The 15,767-nt window shown below is 57.3% G+C and carries 14 protein-coding genes; 7 read left to right on the top strand and 7 right to left on the bottom strand.

Going from position 1 to position 15,767, the window contains the following annotated elements; genetic code table 11:
* Positions 1-184: 184 nt before the first annotated feature.
* Together lnt and ACTHUY_RS06875 are read left to right on the top strand one after the other, a co-directional pair.
* Positions 185-1,672: an apolipoprotein N-acyltransferase gene (gene lnt, locus ACTHUY_RS06880; protein ID WP_441654749.1), complete on the top strand. Its 1,488-nt coding sequence runs from the start codon at positions 185-187 to the stop codon at positions 1,670-1,672.
* Positions 1,669-2,409, top strand: a complete 741-nt coding sequence (locus ACTHUY_RS06875; protein WP_441654748.1) for a polyprenol monophosphomannose synthase — start codon at positions 1,669-1,671, stop codon at positions 2,407-2,409. Before lnt ends, ACTHUY_RS06875 begins: the two co-directional genes overlap by 4 nt.
* Positions 2,410-2,696: 287 nt before the next feature.
* Here ACTHUY_RS06875 and ACTHUY_RS06870 read toward each other — a convergent pair whose 3' ends face one another.
* Both ACTHUY_RS06870 and ACTHUY_RS06865 read right to left on the bottom strand, forming a co-directional pair.
* Complete coding sequence (locus ACTHUY_RS06870; protein WP_441654747.1) at positions 2,697-3,044, bottom strand: RNA polymerase-binding protein RbpA; 348 nt, start codon at positions 3,042-3,044, stop codon at positions 2,697-2,699.
* Between the two features lie 35 nt (positions 3,045-3,079).
* Positions 3,080-4,867: a glycoside hydrolase family 15 protein gene (locus ACTHUY_RS06865; protein ID WP_441654746.1), complete on the bottom strand. Its 1,788-nt coding sequence runs from the start codon at positions 4,865-4,867 to the stop codon at positions 3,080-3,082.
* 48 nt (positions 4,868-4,915) lie between these two features.
* On the opposite strand from ACTHUY_RS06865, the gene ACTHUY_RS06860 reads away from it, so the two are divergent.
* The 3 genes from ACTHUY_RS06860 (at position 4,916) to ACTHUY_RS06850 (ending at position 9,491) form a co-directional block, all read left to right on the top strand.
* Complete coding sequence (locus ACTHUY_RS06860) at positions 4,916-6,304, top strand: hypothetical protein (protein WP_441654745.1); 1,389 nt, start codon at positions 4,916-4,918, stop codon at positions 6,302-6,304.
* Between the two features lie 74 nt (positions 6,305-6,378).
* Complete coding sequence (locus ACTHUY_RS06855; protein WP_441654744.1) at positions 6,379-8,730, top strand: ATP-binding cassette domain-containing protein; 2,352 nt, start codon at positions 6,379-6,381, stop codon at positions 8,728-8,730.
* 167 nt (positions 8,731-8,897) lie between these two features.
* The gene (locus ACTHUY_RS06850) at positions 8,898-9,491 is read left to right on the top strand and encodes a TetR/AcrR family transcriptional regulator (protein ID WP_441654743.1); all 594 of its coding nucleotides are present in this window, start codon (positions 8,898-8,900) and stop codon (positions 9,489-9,491) included.
* Between the two features lie 329 nt (positions 9,492-9,820).
* Here ACTHUY_RS06850 and ACTHUY_RS06845 read toward each other — a convergent pair whose 3' ends face one another.
* The 5 genes from ACTHUY_RS06845 to ACTHUY_RS06825 form a co-directional block, all read right to left on the bottom strand.
* A complete protein-coding gene (locus tag ACTHUY_RS06845) occupies positions 9,821-10,036 on the bottom strand; it encodes a helix-turn-helix domain-containing protein (RefSeq protein ID WP_126703358.1) in 216 nt (71 codons plus the stop codon).
* The gene (locus tag ACTHUY_RS06840) at positions 10,036-10,515 is read right to left on the bottom strand and encodes a DUF2975 domain-containing protein (RefSeq protein WP_441654742.1); all 480 of its coding nucleotides are present in this window, start codon (positions 10,513-10,515) and stop codon (positions 10,036-10,038) included. The genes ACTHUY_RS06845 and ACTHUY_RS06840 overlap by 1 nt, the downstream gene beginning before the upstream one ends.
* 97 nt (positions 10,516-10,612) lie before the next feature.
* Complete coding sequence (locus tag ACTHUY_RS06835) at positions 10,613-10,912, bottom strand: hypothetical protein (RefSeq protein WP_441654741.1); 300 nt, start codon at positions 10,910-10,912, stop codon at positions 10,613-10,615.
* A 210-nt stretch (positions 10,913-11,122) separates the two neighbouring features.
* Positions 11,123-11,671 (bottom strand): GNAT family N-acetyltransferase, encoded by a 549-nt coding sequence (locus tag ACTHUY_RS06830; RefSeq protein WP_441678228.1) that lies wholly within the window; start codon positions 11,669-11,671, stop codon positions 11,123-11,125.
* A gap of 120 nt (positions 11,672-11,791) precedes the next feature.
* Positions 11,792-12,499, bottom strand: a complete 708-nt coding sequence (locus ACTHUY_RS06825) for a VIT1/CCC1 transporter family protein (protein ID WP_441675308.1) — start codon at positions 12,497-12,499, stop codon at positions 11,792-11,794.
* 343 nt (positions 12,500-12,842) lie between these two features.
* Here ACTHUY_RS06825 and ACTHUY_RS06820 point away from each other — a divergent pair, with 343 nt between their 5' ends.
* Positions 12,843-14,159 carry a lactate racemase domain-containing protein gene (locus ACTHUY_RS06820; protein ID WP_441675310.1) on the top strand — a complete coding sequence of 439 codons (1,317 nt, stop codon included), beginning with the start codon at positions 12,843-12,845 and terminating at the stop codon, positions 14,157-14,159.
* A gap of 701 nt (positions 14,160-14,860) precedes the next feature.
* The gene (locus ACTHUY_RS06815; RefSeq protein ID WP_441678226.1) at positions 14,861-15,766 is read left to right on the top strand and encodes a TRAP transporter substrate-binding protein; all 906 of its coding nucleotides are present in this window, start codon (positions 14,861-14,863) and stop codon (positions 15,764-15,766) included.
* The last annotated feature ends 1 nt before the right edge of the window (position 15,767 follow it).

Genomic DNA, 15,767 nt, shown 5'->3' with positions numbered 1-15,767 from the left:
GCGTGGTGATGGGGAGTGTGACAAGATCTTCACAGCCTGGCTTGCACATCGGCACCATCCCTCTTACCGTAGGTGTGACGCACGGTTTTCCGTGTATCCCGTCGCCTCTTCGGTAGAAAACGTTGGACACTAGTCCACCGGTCCGAGGGAGAGGCGGCGGGATTTTTTTCGGTAGTGTTAAGGAGTGCGTTCGCTCCTGCTTCTCCTTGTCGCCGCGCTCGGCGGTGGCCTCATGTGGGCTTCCTTTGATCCGATCGATGTTGCGGCCCTCGCTTTCCCCGCACTCGTCCTTCTCGCCCTGGCTGTCCGCGGCAGAAGTATGCTGTTTGGCTTTCTTGCGGGAACCGTATGGGGCCTCGCCTTCTTCCTGCCGCTCGTGTCGTGGTCGTGGACCGCGGTCGGGGAGCCGCTACCCTGGGTTGCCCTCTCCATATCCCAGGCACTCTTTATCGGACTTACGGGTGGAATATGGGCGAGGGTCTCGACCATGCCGACAATCCCGGCAGCAATTCTCGGAGCTTTCGCCTTTGCCGGCACTGAAGTCATCCGAACCAACTTCCCGTTCGGTGGTTTCCCGTGGGGCATGGTGGCCTTCTCCCAGGTGGGAACCCCGCTCCTGCGCACGGCGCCCTATATTGCTGCCGTCGGCGTCACCTTCCTGACCGTCGCACTCTCGCTCCTGCTCGCCTCGGGAGTTCGCTTCCTGTACGAGGGCCCTCGCGTCGAGGGCCTGATCCTGGTTCTCACCCCCGTACTTGCCGTGACCCTGTGCGTATCCATTCCGCTCTCTGTGCGAGGCTCTGAGACGCTCCGAGTTGGCTGGGTACAGGGAGGCCCGGACGTGGGGGAACACGACTCTGGGAGGGCTTTGAACGTCACCTTGCGGCACGAAGAGGAGACGATGAGGTTACTGGAATCGGAGCCCGAACTTGATCTCATACTCTGGTCCGAGTCAGCATCCGATCGGGACATTCGCACCACCCCGGAGGCCATGGAAATAGTTCAACGAGTCAGCGCAGCATCGGAGGTTCCGCTTCTTCTTGGTACCCAGGAATACATTGATGATGGTCGCTACAACGACTATTCCCTCATCATAGAAGGGGAGTTCGTCGACCACTACTCCAAGTCCCGGCCCGTGCCGTTTGGCGAATTCATTCCCATGAGGGACTTCTTCAGGAACTTTACGGACGCCGTTGACCAGGTCAGCACCGACATGCTTGCCGGCGAAGGGCCCGCGGTTCTCGATGTTCCGGTGGGGGAGCGGACGGTGGCTCTAGCAGTTCCCATTTGCTTTGAAATCGCGGTCGACCAGGTCGTGCAAGATGCCATTAATGGCGGCGGCACGGCACTCATTGTCCCCGTGAACTCCGCTTCGTTCGGTGACAGCGCCGAGTCGTTGCAGCAGATGGAGCAGACAATCTTCAGAGCGGTCGAACACTCCCGATCAGCCGTCCAGGTTTCCACCGTTGGCGTCTCCGGTGTTGTCATGCCAAACGGGACCGTGGTCGCCCAGTCGGACAAGCTGGAAGCCGCTTCCGGTGTCTACGGGATCCCGCTTCGGGACGAACTCACACCCGCAACCCGATATGGTCACATCTATAGGATTGTTGCCCTTATCGGTGCCCTCCTGTCGCTCGTATGGGCGATTGCTCGTCGGAAGGAACGTTCATGAGACCAGTCGTCATCATCCCCACCTACAACGAGATCGACGCACTGCCGTCGACTCTCGACCGGGTGCGGAAGGTCCTCCCGGAGATCGACATGCTTGTGATCGATGACAATTCACCGGACGGGACTGGCGACTACGCGGATCAACGGGCGGAAGCCGATGACCGTATCTCCGTGCTACACCGCCCCGGCAAAGGTGGTCTTGCGGCCGCTTACATAGCGGGCTTTGGGTGGGCGCTGGAACACGGCTTTACTCACCTGGTGCAGATGGATGCGGATGGTTCCCACCGCGCTCACGATCTTGTCACCATGTTGGAACGAGCGGCGCAGAGCGATGAGCCCGATCTCGTTATTGGCTCCCGCTGGGTTCCGGGCGGGGGAGTCGTGAACTGGCCGATGTCCAGGCAGCTCCTGTCTCGACTCGGCAACCTCTACAACCGGGTAGCCCTTGGTTTGCCCTATACCGATATCACCGCCGGTTTCCGCGTGTACCGAGCCGACACGCTCGCACGGATTGACCTCTCAGAGGTCGCGATCGTTGGCTACTACTGGCAGACCGACATGACCGAACGGCTCCACCGGGTGGGAGCTCACATCGTGGAATCTCCCATCACGTTCCACGAACGGGAAGCCGGGCAGTCGAAGCTGTCGTCCAGCATTTTCTTCGAATCGCTAGCCGAATCAACGCGCCGTGGCTTCCGCCATCGCACCGGCCAGGTCAAGAGGATGCTGACGAACTAATGCGTCCGTGAAGTAATAGGGGCTCTGTGTAGAACAGGGGCTCTATGTAGAACTGAGCGCTGGCTGCATTGTGCCCGAGCAACAGGTCAGGTGTAGACAATCTGTACGCTGTCCCTGGCAGCGCGGGTCTCGGTTCGTCCGCGATGATGAGCTTGCTGCACGGGATAGGTCTTTATGGGTCTTCGATTCAGGTCGTTTCGCATTCCACCGAATCTAATTTTCAGGCATGAGAAAGGCCCGGGAGTGTGATCTGCTGATCTGCTCCCGGGCCACAAAGTCGCTGTCGACTACATGCGGCTTCTCATGCCCCGCTTGTTGATGAGCGCCATGCGCTCCTCGAGGAGCTCTTCGAGCTCTTCCATTGAGCGACGCTCGCACAGCATGTCCCAGTGGGTGCGTTGCGGCTTGGCCTTCTTGGTGTCTTCCGGTTCCTCGGCGTCCTTGAGGAGTGCGTTAGCACCGCAGTGGCATTCCCAGACGGCAGGAATCTCCGCCTCTTCGGCGAAAGTCTTGTGAAAGTCGTGTCCGTTGGGGCAGGTGTATTCGTAGTCGGAACGGGCCACAAAGCGTACGCCCTCGTCTGTTTCCAGCGAGGATGCGCCAATCTTCATGCCGCGTAGTGAACGTTCAGCCATTCTTCTCCTTTTATCTCCATTCCCTGCAACGCATTTTAGCTCTGTTTTGTTCCAAAGGAATCTGCGGCCCTGATAAGACCGAGATGGGAGAAGGCCTGAGGGTAGTTCCCGGCGAGTCTGCCGTGGGCTGGTGAGTACTCCTCGGCAAGCAGCCCCGGCGGGGATGCAACCCCGACTAGTCGGTCCATGAGGTCCTTCGCTACGGCTTCTCGGCCGGTCTTGGCCCACTGCTCAACGAGCCAGAACGTACAAATGAGGAACGGATATTCGTTGCCTGTCAGCCCGTCCTTGCCGGACTGGGTGCGGTACCGGTGGAGGAATCCTTGATCGTCAACGAGGTCTTCCTCGATCTTTGCCATGGTGGACAGCATGCGCGGATCGTTGTAGTCCAGGTAGCCAACCTGGGGGAGTTGGAGGAGGGAAGCATCAACCTCAGTGGAGCCATAGGTCTGGGTGTACGAGTTGATTTCGTCGTTCCATCCCTTTTCTTCAATTTCGTCCGCCAACCGGGCACGAAGTGCCTTCCAGTGGTCGACGGGACCATCGAAGCCGTGGTCTTCAACGGCCTTGATGGCACGATCAAACGCCGCCCATATCATCACTCGGGAGTGCGTGAAGTAGTGCAGGTCGCCTCTCATCTCCCAGATCCCGTGCTCCTTGCGGTCCAGGTTCTCTTCCGCGAAAATTAGAAGCTCCTTTTGGAGGGCCCAGGACCGGTGATCGTCAGCAACACCCGCCTTGCGGAGTTTGTCGAGTGCGATCATGACCTCGCCAACGACGTCGCCCTGGAACTGGCCTGCTGCACCGTTGCCGATTCTCACGGGTGCGGAGTTCTCGTAGCCGGGCAAGTGGTCAAGCTCGAACTCGGGAAGATGCCGTTCCCCGCCGAGCCCGTACATGATTCGAAGAGAATGGGAGTCGCCCGCGATGGCACGCAGGAGCCAGTCCCGCCATGCCCTCGCGCCGTCGGTGAAACCGTGAGCGACGAGCGCCTCAATGGTCAGTGAAGAATCCCGTAGCCATGTGTACCGGTAGTCCCAGTTTCTTGAGCCCCCGAACTCTTCTGGAAGGGACGTTGTCGCGGCCGCGACGATGCCTCCAGTTTTCGTGTCGGTCAAGGACCGCAGGATAAGGAGGGAGCGAACGATCTCGTCGGCGTACGGCCCTTCGGCATCGATCCGGGACGCCCAGGACGACCAGTTGGCTTCCGTGACGGTTTCTAGCATGTCGATCGAGTCGAGCTGTGGAGCTGGCTCATAGCTGGGCGACCACAGCATGTGCCAGGATTCGGCCTCGCCTTCGCCGAGGGTGAATGTGCCGCCGTGCGAATAGCCTTTCGGATCGGGCAACGGGCCCACGAGGTGGATGGCCGTTGGACCAGCAATAGCCGTGAGGCAGGGCTGTCCGTGTAATTCTGCTCGTTCTACCCACGGAACCGAAGCACCGTAGTTGAATCGGAACCGCAGGTCGTGAACGATCTCAACAGTGCCTTCCGTGCAGGTAGCGGTTCGGACCAGGTCCGAGGACGTCATCTCGCCAACGTTGATTGGCATGAACTCCGTGATCGTGACCTTACCGGTCGGCGTTTCCCATTCGGAGTCGAGAATAAAAGTGTCGCCACGATAGGTTCGCGACAGTAGCGTGCCATCTCGAGGAGCCATCAGCCACCTGCCGTGTTCCTCCGTTCCAAGAAGCGCCGTGAAGAGCGCCTCCGAATCAAATCGAGGAAAACACAGCCAGTCAATCGAGCCGGCCTCGGAAACGAGGGCGCCGGTCTGACCATCGGAAAGGAATGCGTACTGTTCAATCGGTGTCGAAGCCATCCCTTTCACCCTACTGATCCAAGGGCGTTTTTTCAGTAGGGTTTAACCGTGAGTGAACGCAACGACCATTCGTCCAGCACAGTAAACTCAGCAAGCCAGTCCACTACCGAGCAGCAGGAACAGGTACGCGCTGGAAACAATTCGAGTCCCGCGACAACGATAGCGATCATCGGGGGAGCGGGCGATCTTGCTAAGAAGCTCCTCTTGCCCGGCATGGCGGAGTACGCCGCAATGTCGGGAACGAACGTGCGAATCATTGGCGCCGATATGGCTGACGATGTTGACTATCCCGCATACTTCGCCGCAGCCCTGGAAGCCTCCGGGACGCCTACTGAGACCTTATCTTCCCTCGTTGCGCAGTCGACCTATTTCCAGGTTGATGCAACCTCCGCCGCAGATCTACAGAAACTCATGGACGTTGCAACAGAGCAGCAGGTTGCTGGCCCAATTCTTTACTTCGCTCTGCCACCGATGATTACCGCGCGTGCGCTCAAGGCACTCGAGGGTGTGAAGCTACCCGATGGTGTTGTTCTCGCACTTGAAAAGCCGATCGGGGAATCCTTGGAGACCGCGCGAGCCGTGAATGAACAGTTGGCGAAGCTGGTTGGCGAGGAACAGATTTTCCGGGTGGACCATTTCCTTGGCTTGTCCGGGACTGTCAACATCGAGGGCCTCCGAGAGAGCAATATGCTGATCGATCCGATCTGGAATGCTCAGCACATCGATGAGGTCCGGATCGTTTTCAACGAAACAATCGGGCTCGAGGGCCGTGCTGCGTTCTATGACAAAACCGGCGCTGCTGTCGACATGATCCAGTCCCACCTCATCCAGGTCATGTCCCACGTCCTGGCAGATGAAGATACGAGTCCGTCGGAGATTCTGTGCATGTCGAAGGCCGTTGAGGCCAGGCGGGGGAGATACACGGCGGGAACGGTTGGTGGCAAAGAGCTGCCTTCCTACGTCGATGAGCCCGGAGTCGAACCGTCACGGAATACCGAAACCTGGGCCCGCATCCAACTTACAGTCGATACCGACAGGTGGCGGGGCATCCCCATCATCTTGGAGTCCGGCAAGGGAATCGGTCATCCCCGCAGGGAAATCTCAGCTGTCTTTCGGCAAACCCAGGATGGCGCACCGGCAAATGTTTTGCGGCTTTCGTTCGAGTCGGATGAGCTCGGTATCGAGGTTAATGCGAACGATCCGTCCGATCCCGATGCCTCGGAATGGAATGCTCGCATCACGCTTTCATCAGGGCTTGTGCCATCGAAGCTCGGTGCCTACGGCCGCGTTGCCAGGAGCCTGCTAACCGGAGAAAAGCACCTGCGTCTCACGGCCGCGGCAGCGGAAGAAGGATGGCGCATTATTGAATCCGTCCTCGAGAGCTACGACAGTCTGCCACTTGAGGAATACGAGGCGGGGACAACCCCGGGGCAGTAGTTGTCCTATGTGCCTGGTACTCTTCCGCTCTAGGGTTCTTTGTGACAGTGAATCTCGATGGGAAGGATATGGCCATGGCACAGCATCCGGCGGACAGCCACGACACCATTCGCGTGCGCGGCGCACGTGAAAACAACCTGAAGAATGTTGACCTGGACCTTCCCAAAAGAAGGTTGACGGTCTTCACCGGAGTATCGGGTTCGGGCAAGAGCTCGCTCGCCTTCGAAACGATCGCTGCCGAATCGAAGCGGCTAGTCAACGAAACCTATTCCGCCTTTATTCAGGGCTTCATGCCGTCCAATGCTCGGCCGGACGTTGACCTGCTCGATGGCCTCACGACCGCGATTGTGGTGGATCAGGAGCGCATGTCGACGAACCCACGGTCGACCGTGGGAACGGCAACCGACGCCAACGCACTCCTTCGTATCCTGTTTAGCCGGATTGCCGAGCCCCACATTGGCGGACCCCAGGCATACTCGTTCAACACGCCCTCGGTCAGCGCCCAGGGCGGCATTACCGTTCAAAAAGGCAACAACCCCAAGCGGCAGCTCGCCACCTACAACGTAACCGGGGGAATGTGCCCCACCTGCGAGGGCCGGGGAACCGTTTCTGATCTGGATGTTGATCAGATTATCGATCGCAACCTTTCGCTCGAGGAAGGTGCGATCACCGTTCCCGGATATAAAGCTGGAGGATGGGCGGTGCGCCAGTTCTCCGAATCGGGCTTCGTTGATCCCGCCAAGAAGATCAAGGACTACACCAAACAGGAGCTCCACGACCTGCTGTACCGGGAGCCATCCAAGGTGAAATTCCAGGGAATCAACACCACGTACGAGGGGCTCGTACCGAAGATCAAGACATCCTTCCTGCAGAAGGACCGGGCTTCCATGCAGCCCCACATTCGCGCCTTCGTGGATCGCGCCGTGGCCTTCACCGCATGTCCGGACTGCGGTGGCACCCGGCTTGCCGAACACGCGCGCACCTCGACGATTGAAGGCAAGTCGATCGCCGATGTGTGCGCCATGCCGATCGTTGAACTAAGAGACTGGGTGAAGGCCCTCAAGGTCACCAGCATCGGCCCCCTCCAAGACAACCTCACCGGCATCCTCGATTCCTTCGTCGACATCGGCCTGGGGTATCTGGCACTCGACAGACCTGCCGGTTCCCTTTCGGGTGGCGAAGCCCAGCGAACCAAGATGATCAAGCACCTTGGCTCAGCACTCACCGACGTTACCTATGTCTTCGATGAGCCGAGCGTCGGACTTCATCCCCACGACATCGACCGGATGAACAACTTGCTACTGGCGCTACGAGACAAGGGGAACACGGTGCTTGTGGTCGAACACAAGCCGGAAACCATCGCGATCGCCGACCACATTGTCGATATTGGCCCGCTCGCAGGCTCCCACGGCGGTGAGATCATCTATGAAGGGGACCTCAAAGGGCTGCAGTCCTCTGATACCGTGACGGGCAAGCATCTGGCAGACAAGGTTGCCCTCAAAGAGACGGTGTGTAAACCGAGTGGCGCCATCAAGATACGCGGGGCGCACACCCACAACCTGCAAAATATCGATGTTGATATACCGCTCGGCATCCTCACCGTCATCACCGGTGTCGCAGGTTCTGGCAAGTCCACCCTGCTGAGAAAGTCTCTTCCGGAAACGGAAGGACTGGTTTACGTCGACCAGTCGGAGATAAGAGGATCCCGCCGATCCAATCCCGCCACGTACACGGGGCTACTCGACCACATTCGTAAGGCATTTGCTAAAGAGAACGGCGTTAAGCCGGGTCTCTTTAGCCCGAACTCCGAGGGTGCTTGCCAGGTATGCAAGGGCCTGGCAGTCGTCTACACCGAACTGTCGTTCTTCGAATCGGTATCTTCACCGTGTGAAGCCTGCGGGGGAGATCGCTTCCAAGACCACGTCCTCGACTACGAGTACCACGGCAAGAACATTGCCGACGTGTTCCGGATGTCGGTGGGGGAGGCAGCCCAGTTCTTTGCCGAGGCCGGCCCCAAACCGGCATCCACCATTCTCGACCGCCTCGTCAACGTCGGTCTCAGGTACGTCGCCCTCGGCCAGCCACTATCCACCCTGTCGGGCGGTGAGCGCCAACGGATTAAGCTGGCGGTGCAGATGGCGGAGAAGGGCGGAATCTACGTTCTGGATGAGCCAACCGCGGGTCTCCACCTCGCCGACATTGAGCAGCTTCTCGAACTCTTGGACCGCATGGTCGACTCCGGGATCTCGGTCATCGTTATCGAACACCACCAAGCCGTTATGGCACACGCCGACTGGATCATCGATCTTGGTCCCGGTGCCGGTACAGAAGGCGGGCACATTGTCTTCGAGGGAACACCATCTGAGCTTGTGACCAGCGCAACCACTCTGACGGGTAAACACCTGGCCGAGTACGTCCAGAAATAGTCAACGATCATTGTTAATGACGGTCTGAATGAATAGTTTAGATCTGACGAGACAAATGCGCGATATCTCGCCAAAATATGCCGTTTACCGGAGAAGCCGGGATAAACTGGAGCGGTTATCAACCCTGGTGTCGAAGCTGGCACCTCGAATGCAAGGACAGTGGTTCTGTGAAGACCGTCGACCGGCCGTATCATCATGGCAACCTACGAAATGAGCTCATTCGCGTAGGGCTCGAGCTCGCGAGCGAAGGCGGTCTCAACGCCGTTGGTCTTAGGGAAGCATCGCGAAGGATCGGTGTATCCCCATCAGCCGCCTACCGCCACTTCGAAAGCCAGGCTGATCTTGTCCAGGCTGTACGTAACAGGTTGCTGGAATCCATGGACGAGAAGCTGCAACTCGCATTGTCCGAGGTCGAGGGGGAGGACGTAGTAAGCAGAATCCGCGCCCTCGGAGTTGGTTATTTCAAGTTCGCGCTCGACAACCCGAAGCAATTCGAGGTCTTCACCTTCGTCTTCCCGCTCGCCGAGGACTGGGCCACGGCAAGCGGCCGACCCATGCAGATCCTGACGTCGCTCATGAAAGAGGTCAAACCCGATGCGGAAGACCTCTTTGCCGAAGCCGTCCCGGTGTGGGCTGCATTCCACGGAGCAACCTTCCTGTGTACCCTCGGCTCACTTCGCAATCACAGCGACGAAGAAAAATGGGCGGTTCAGGAAAGTACCGCCGATCTTGTACTACGGGGCCTCAACCTCATTCCGTAAGCAGCAAAGCGTCCATTTCATAAGAGCGGCAATTCGATTCACGCTCCTACGGTAAGAGCACGTCAGAGACCGCTCACGGTTAGCACGGCGACCGCTTTCAACTGAATATGATGTCTTCGTGCACAGCACGGCTGTCGGTAGGTCCACCCCGATCACGGCGCAAATTAGAGTTACTCATTGGTATCTAGAACTGTCCGACAAAATCTTTGTCGATTCCGTCCGATCGAGGATCACCACAACTATGGGAGGGGGTGGGCCACCTACGAAAGGGATTAGAATGATTCGATTCTTGAGCTAGGACGAACCTTCAGCGGCGATGCGGGTATGCGCTAATCCGACAGGTCCGGCTCGTACCTAAGCACGTCACCCGGCTGGCAGTCGAGGACTTCGCAGATTGCCTCGAGTGTGGAGAAGCGTACTGCACGTGCTCGCCCGTTCTTTAGAACTGCAATGTTCGAAGGTGAAATGTCGATAGCTTCAGAGAGGTCACCGACGCTCATCTTCCGTTTAGCGAGCATGACGTCCAGGTCAACGACGATTGGCATCAGATCACCGCATCCAACTCGGTCCGGTTGCGGACCGCCTCAACAAGCAGACCCCTCATGACAAGTAGCAGGAGTACGACTGCCGCACCGAGGGGGAGAATGAGCACGAGCGCCATGAGGAAGATGGGGCCGCCAAATCCCATGAAGAACAGCAGGTGTGCAAGTAGGCCAGTGACAATGATGATTGAGATGGCGATGCTGACAATGAGCTGGTTGACACGTTTGATCGACTTATCCTGGAAGATCGTCCGTTCCTCAACCATGCTGAGAAGTTGCCAGACGATAATGACGGCGGCTTGAAGTCCGACAAGGGCGAGAACAGCGCCGATCGAATAAGGCACAACCAGCGGTTCCACCTCGGGAGTAGTGGCTCCAATTTCAATCATCATGAACACGGCATAAACCTGGGCCAGGGCCAGGGAGAACAGCAGGAACACGAGTGCAACTTTGAGAGCGCTGGTTAAACTGTCGGGAATCATAACCTGAGAATAACTCGATAGCTATCGATAAACAATAGATACCTATTAATTAACGGAAACTTGGTCAATAGTCTGTCCGAGACAGGCCGGTAGATCCTCAATTATTGAGCAGCGAGATTCCCAGCCAGTGCCCGCCGGCCTTCGCAAAGGAGAACACGACCGAGTCCTCTTCAAGCCGTCTATCTATCGACCGCAACAGCGCAGGGGAGTCTTCGAGGGCTTCCTCGACGTCGTCAACCTCGACGCGAGTGAGCCCGGCAACCGTCATGCGTTTCGACTGTCCGGACCGGCCCTCGTCGATGGTTTGTAAGCAGAACTCAGGCGTTATCGGGCTCTGCACCGCGATTCCAAGATCCGCGTCGATGTCGCGTTTGGCGCCGATAAGAACAGCACGCAAAAGGCCTCTGTCCGGGAATAACAGTCGCGAGAGGATCTTCTTCGCCCCAAGGCAACATTTCAACGCAATTCCGATAATGCATATTATGTCATTTTACTATTTGAATGGCGCCCGCTTCTTCTCTTATTCGGGAAGCACCACTCCTCCGCTCGGTTTCTCGTCATGACGCGGTTGGTTGTCACAATGAGAGATCAGTGTGCGCGTCGAGTGTTAGCGCGTGCGGGCTCGATCGAGTCGCTGCTTCTCCCAGTCGGCGCGTAGTACCGACATCTGCACGACGTCGTAGCGCAGGCCTTTCCAGGAACGTGCTTCAGGGATTCGGGAGCATTCCTTCAAACCGAGTCGCTCGCCGGTCTTGATCATGGGTTCGTTTCCGGACCAGGTGCTGAGCGTAACGACGTGCGCGCGTGTGTGGTTGAAGGTGTGATCGATCCAGAGCCTGCCGGCTTCGGTGCCGATGCCTTGGTTACGGTATGTGGGGTCGTAAATGACGATACCGATATCCCACCAGCCGCCTCCCCTGGGCGGTAATTCTGAGCGATTAACTGTTCCCACGCGTTGCCCATCGGCCTCGATGATGGAGCCGAACCTCGTGTTCAGCACCTGGGCCTGCTTGAACTCTTCGTAACTCAGTCTCCTGATGTGGTCGTGCAGGAATGGAGAATCCCATTGCTTCCATTCCGCAGTATCTAGTTCATGGCGCCAGTGCCACAGCCACGGCCAGTCGTCCTCATACTCCGTCCTGAGGTTTACCTTCATAACAACAGATTAGTCCGAATGGCGCCCTACGGGGGTATTAGCGGAAACGATCGATCATGCTCGTTCTCCGATTTAACGGTATCCGTGGTCGTTACATGCACAATAAGGGGCCTGGAGTAGTTAGAGCACTACCCCCACGAGGGCACCGATCGCGTAGGTGATGAGCATGGCTGCCAGTCCCCCGATGACGACTCGTACGATGGCTCGCCCAACGGGAGCACCACCTAGGCGTGCGGAAATTGTCCCGGTAATAATGAGTGCGATAACAACGGCGACAATCGTCGCAACGACTCGAACGGAGTCTGGCGACGCCACCATGGCGATCAGCGGAATGATAGCTCCAACAACAAAGGCGATCATGGAGGCCCAGGCAGCGTGCCAGGGATTCGTTAGTTCGTCGGCATTGATCCCTAGCTCGTAGCGAGCGTGTGCTCCGATGGCGTCGGAATCGCTCAGCTCAGCAGCAACGGCAAGCGACGTTTTCTTGGATAATCCTTCTGTTTCGAAGGTGCGGGCAAGGCTCAGGCGCTGGTTCTCGGGATTCTCATCAAGGCGCTTTCTCAGTACGTCGATTTCCGCTTTCTCGGTATCGCGCTGACTTGAAACAGAGACGTATTCCCCCACGGCCATAGATATCGCGCCCGCAACCAGACCCGCAACGCCCGATGCAATGAGTGCCTGATCAGAAACCGCGGCACCCGCCACTCCCATGACGATGCCGGCAGTGGAAACAATGCCGTCGTTTGCTCCGAGCACACCGGCACGTAGCCAGTTGAGCTTGCTCGATAGCCCGTCTGCCTTTGACTCGATATCGGTTACCTGTGCCATGGTGCCCTCCACTCCCGCTCAGATGCTTGGCGATCACCTGCTCAGTCCTGAGCCTAGGCTCATAATCGGTTGTTGTCACCGAAGGGAAGGCTCACCTTTCACTGTTATTGCGCGGTTTTAGGCTACCCTCATCGGCCTGTCATAACTGTTTTTCGAACACCGAATCGACAACGGTAAACCCCGCCGTCTATCGATACTTGTTTCGCTTGTGACGGCGGCACCGACAGGAGCCAGGACCTTGCCGACAGCGACCGAACCGACGCAACTTACGGGCCTCGAGTTCATAAGTGGCAACATAGTGCATTCCCGCACACCGATACGGTCATTCTCGTAGTCTGCCCATATGACCTGGTTTAAGCGCGAGGCGTCTATCATCGATCGCCCAAAGATTGAAGAAATGTTGCTTCGCACGGTAGCAGAGTCGAGGGAAAGGCTCGGAATTGAGAGACTCAACCGGGTACTTCTCCTTCCGCCCGATATTACCCGAGCGCATGCTGGAGTCGGCTGGATGACCGAGTTTCTCTACCACCATCTGACCGAGGCGGGTGCCGATGTTCATGTGATTCCGACGCTCGGGCAGCACGTGCCACACACGCCCGACGACAACACGTGGATGTTTGGATCCGTTCCCGAGGAAAAGATCCATGCCCACGATTGGAAGAACGGCGTCACCCATCTGGGCACGATTGAGGCGGAGTTTGTGAAGGAGAAGACGGGCGGGCTTGTTGACTGGGAGATCCCGATCGATCTGAACACCATGACGGTCACTGAGGACTGGGATCTCATCATCAACATTGGGCACGTCGTCCCCCACGAGGTTCTTGGCTTTGCCAATCACAACAAGAATTATTTCATTGGGCTTGGCGGTAAGCGTCTGCTCGGCGGCTCCCACATGGCATCAGCCGTTTACGGCATAGAAAACAACCTGGGTAACCTGCTTACACCGGTCCGTGCCTGCTTTAACGAAGCCGAGGAACGCTACCTTGGCCACCTTAAGGATGTCTACATCCAGGTCGTCATGGACTATAACCATGACGGGGAACTGATCCACACAGGTGTTTATGTTGGTGACGACCTTGAAACCTACTACGACGCAGCACGTGCGTCCCTTGCGCAAAACATTACGCAGTTCGATAAGCCGGTAAAGAAGATCGTGGCTGTCATGCAGGCGGACGAGTTCCGGGCAACCTGGGTTGCCAACAAGGCCGTGTACCGCACTCGCATGGCAATTGCGGATGGTGGGGAGCTTCTCGTTATCGCCCGCGGCGTTGAGCGTTTTGGGGAGCAGCCCGAAGTCGATGATCTTGTCCGTAAGTACGGCTACATAAGTCAGGCCGAAGTCCTTGAGCTCTTCGCAACTCAGGAGGATATGCAGGACATCCCCCACGGCACAGCGCATCTTGTTCATGGCTCCTCCGAGGGCCGGTTCACCATCAGGTATGCGCCGGGAAAACTGACCCGGGAAGACATTGAATCTGTCGGCTACGAGTACATGGATGTGAACGAAGCCCTCAACCGGTATAACCCCGAAGTTATGAAGGATGGCTGGAATACCATGCCGGATGGTGAAGAGGTCTTCTATATTTCCACGCCGTCAGCTGGCCTGTGGGCGACAAAGGACAAACTGGCTCAGCGCGCAGATCACGAAATGCACAGTTAACACCGCACTCCCCCTTCCACCCCGTCTTTCTACCCCGTCATGAGAGTCGTTGGGGAGGAGAAATCTTTTTCCTCCCGAACAGCTTCCCGCCACTCCCCTGGCTGGGCGTTATTCTCGCCGTTGAAATTCGGGTGCCAAACGGTGGTCGGGTGACTGCGGCATACATTCTCTAGGACGTAGATCCCGTTCGATGACCCAAGATTTCACAGAAAAATCTGTTCTACGCAGAATTTCTTGGGCTTTGCCATCAGTTGCCATCACGACTGCAACAATCCGCGCGTACTTTAAGAAACCGGACAGAAACTCTCCCCCACTACGGCTTATGGCGAAGGCAACACTGCTACCAGCGTGACTTATCGACTGACAAAGCCCGAGGATATAGGGCTAGTTTGCACCGAAATTCACCGGTTTGAGCTACTTACATGACATGAAATGGCTCGGCATGGCAACACACGGCAACACGGCGGAATTCAGCTCTTGGGTAAATAGTATGAGGGCACGAAGCTACCAACGATTGTCAAATGCATTCCAGATACTGACAATCCCCACAGTGTCGGTAGCAGCGAAACGCAAGGAAGCGAGGCGCTATGAGGCGACATACACGATTGATAGGGGCGGCGGCTGGAACCGCGATGCTCCTGGCAGCGTGCAGTGGCACTCTGGAACCTGGGCAAAACGAAGGGGACGTCCTCCATCTGGCATTGAACCAGACAGAGACCCACCCTTCCTATATTGCTTTGGACCACTGGGGTGACTACTTGGAAGAGTACACCGACGGTAGGTGGACTCTGGAGATTTACCCCAACGAGACGCTCGGCGCACAGGCCGAGGCTCTTCAGCTGGTTTCCGATGGGTCGGTGGAACTGGCCATCGTCTCCGGCCCCCAGCTCGAGAATCTGAACAAGGATTTCATCGCACTGAACCTCCCCACCACGTTCGACAATATTGATCACCAGATGAAGGTGCTGGCGGAGGACGAAGTCGTGGGCGAGCTCTTTAACTCGTTGCGCGAGACCAATAACATTGTTGTTCTTGGTGGCTTCACACAGGGTAACCGTTCCGTCTACACGACGTTTGGTCCGGTTGAGACGCCCGATGATCTGAATGGCATGAAACTGCGTGTCCAGGAATCGGAGCTGAACCTGGCCATGGCGGAGGCACTCGGTGCCTCGGCAACTCCGATGGCGTACGGCGAGCTCTATTCCGGTCTTCAGTCCGGAGTCGTTGATGCTGCAGAAAACAACGAGGTTTCTTACGCAACGCAGCGTCACTACGAGGTTGCGCCGCACTGGTCGCAGACTAACCACCTGGTGGGTCTCGACTATCTCATCATTAACTCGACAATGCTGGACTCCATGACCGATGAAGATCGGGAGATCTTCATGGAGGGCTGGGATGAGGCGCGTGCCCTCCACGTCGAGCTGTGGCTCGAGGCCACCGATGACTCAATTGCCCAGGCCGAAGAAGATGGCGCCACGATCCATATCGTTGACGAAACTATCTTTGATGAGGCCCTTGAGCCGCTCGTCGATCAGTTCCTCACGACCGATACTCAGCTTGAGGTTTACGAAGGGGCCCGCGCCCTGTCCGAGAAGGATGTGGAGTAAT

This window comes from Flaviflexus sp. (assembly GCF_052087705.1).
GTDB lineage: Bacteria > Actinomycetota > Actinomycetes > Actinomycetales > Actinomycetaceae > Flaviflexus > Flaviflexus ciconiae.
This window is presented reverse-complemented; position numbering and strand designations above follow the sequence as displayed.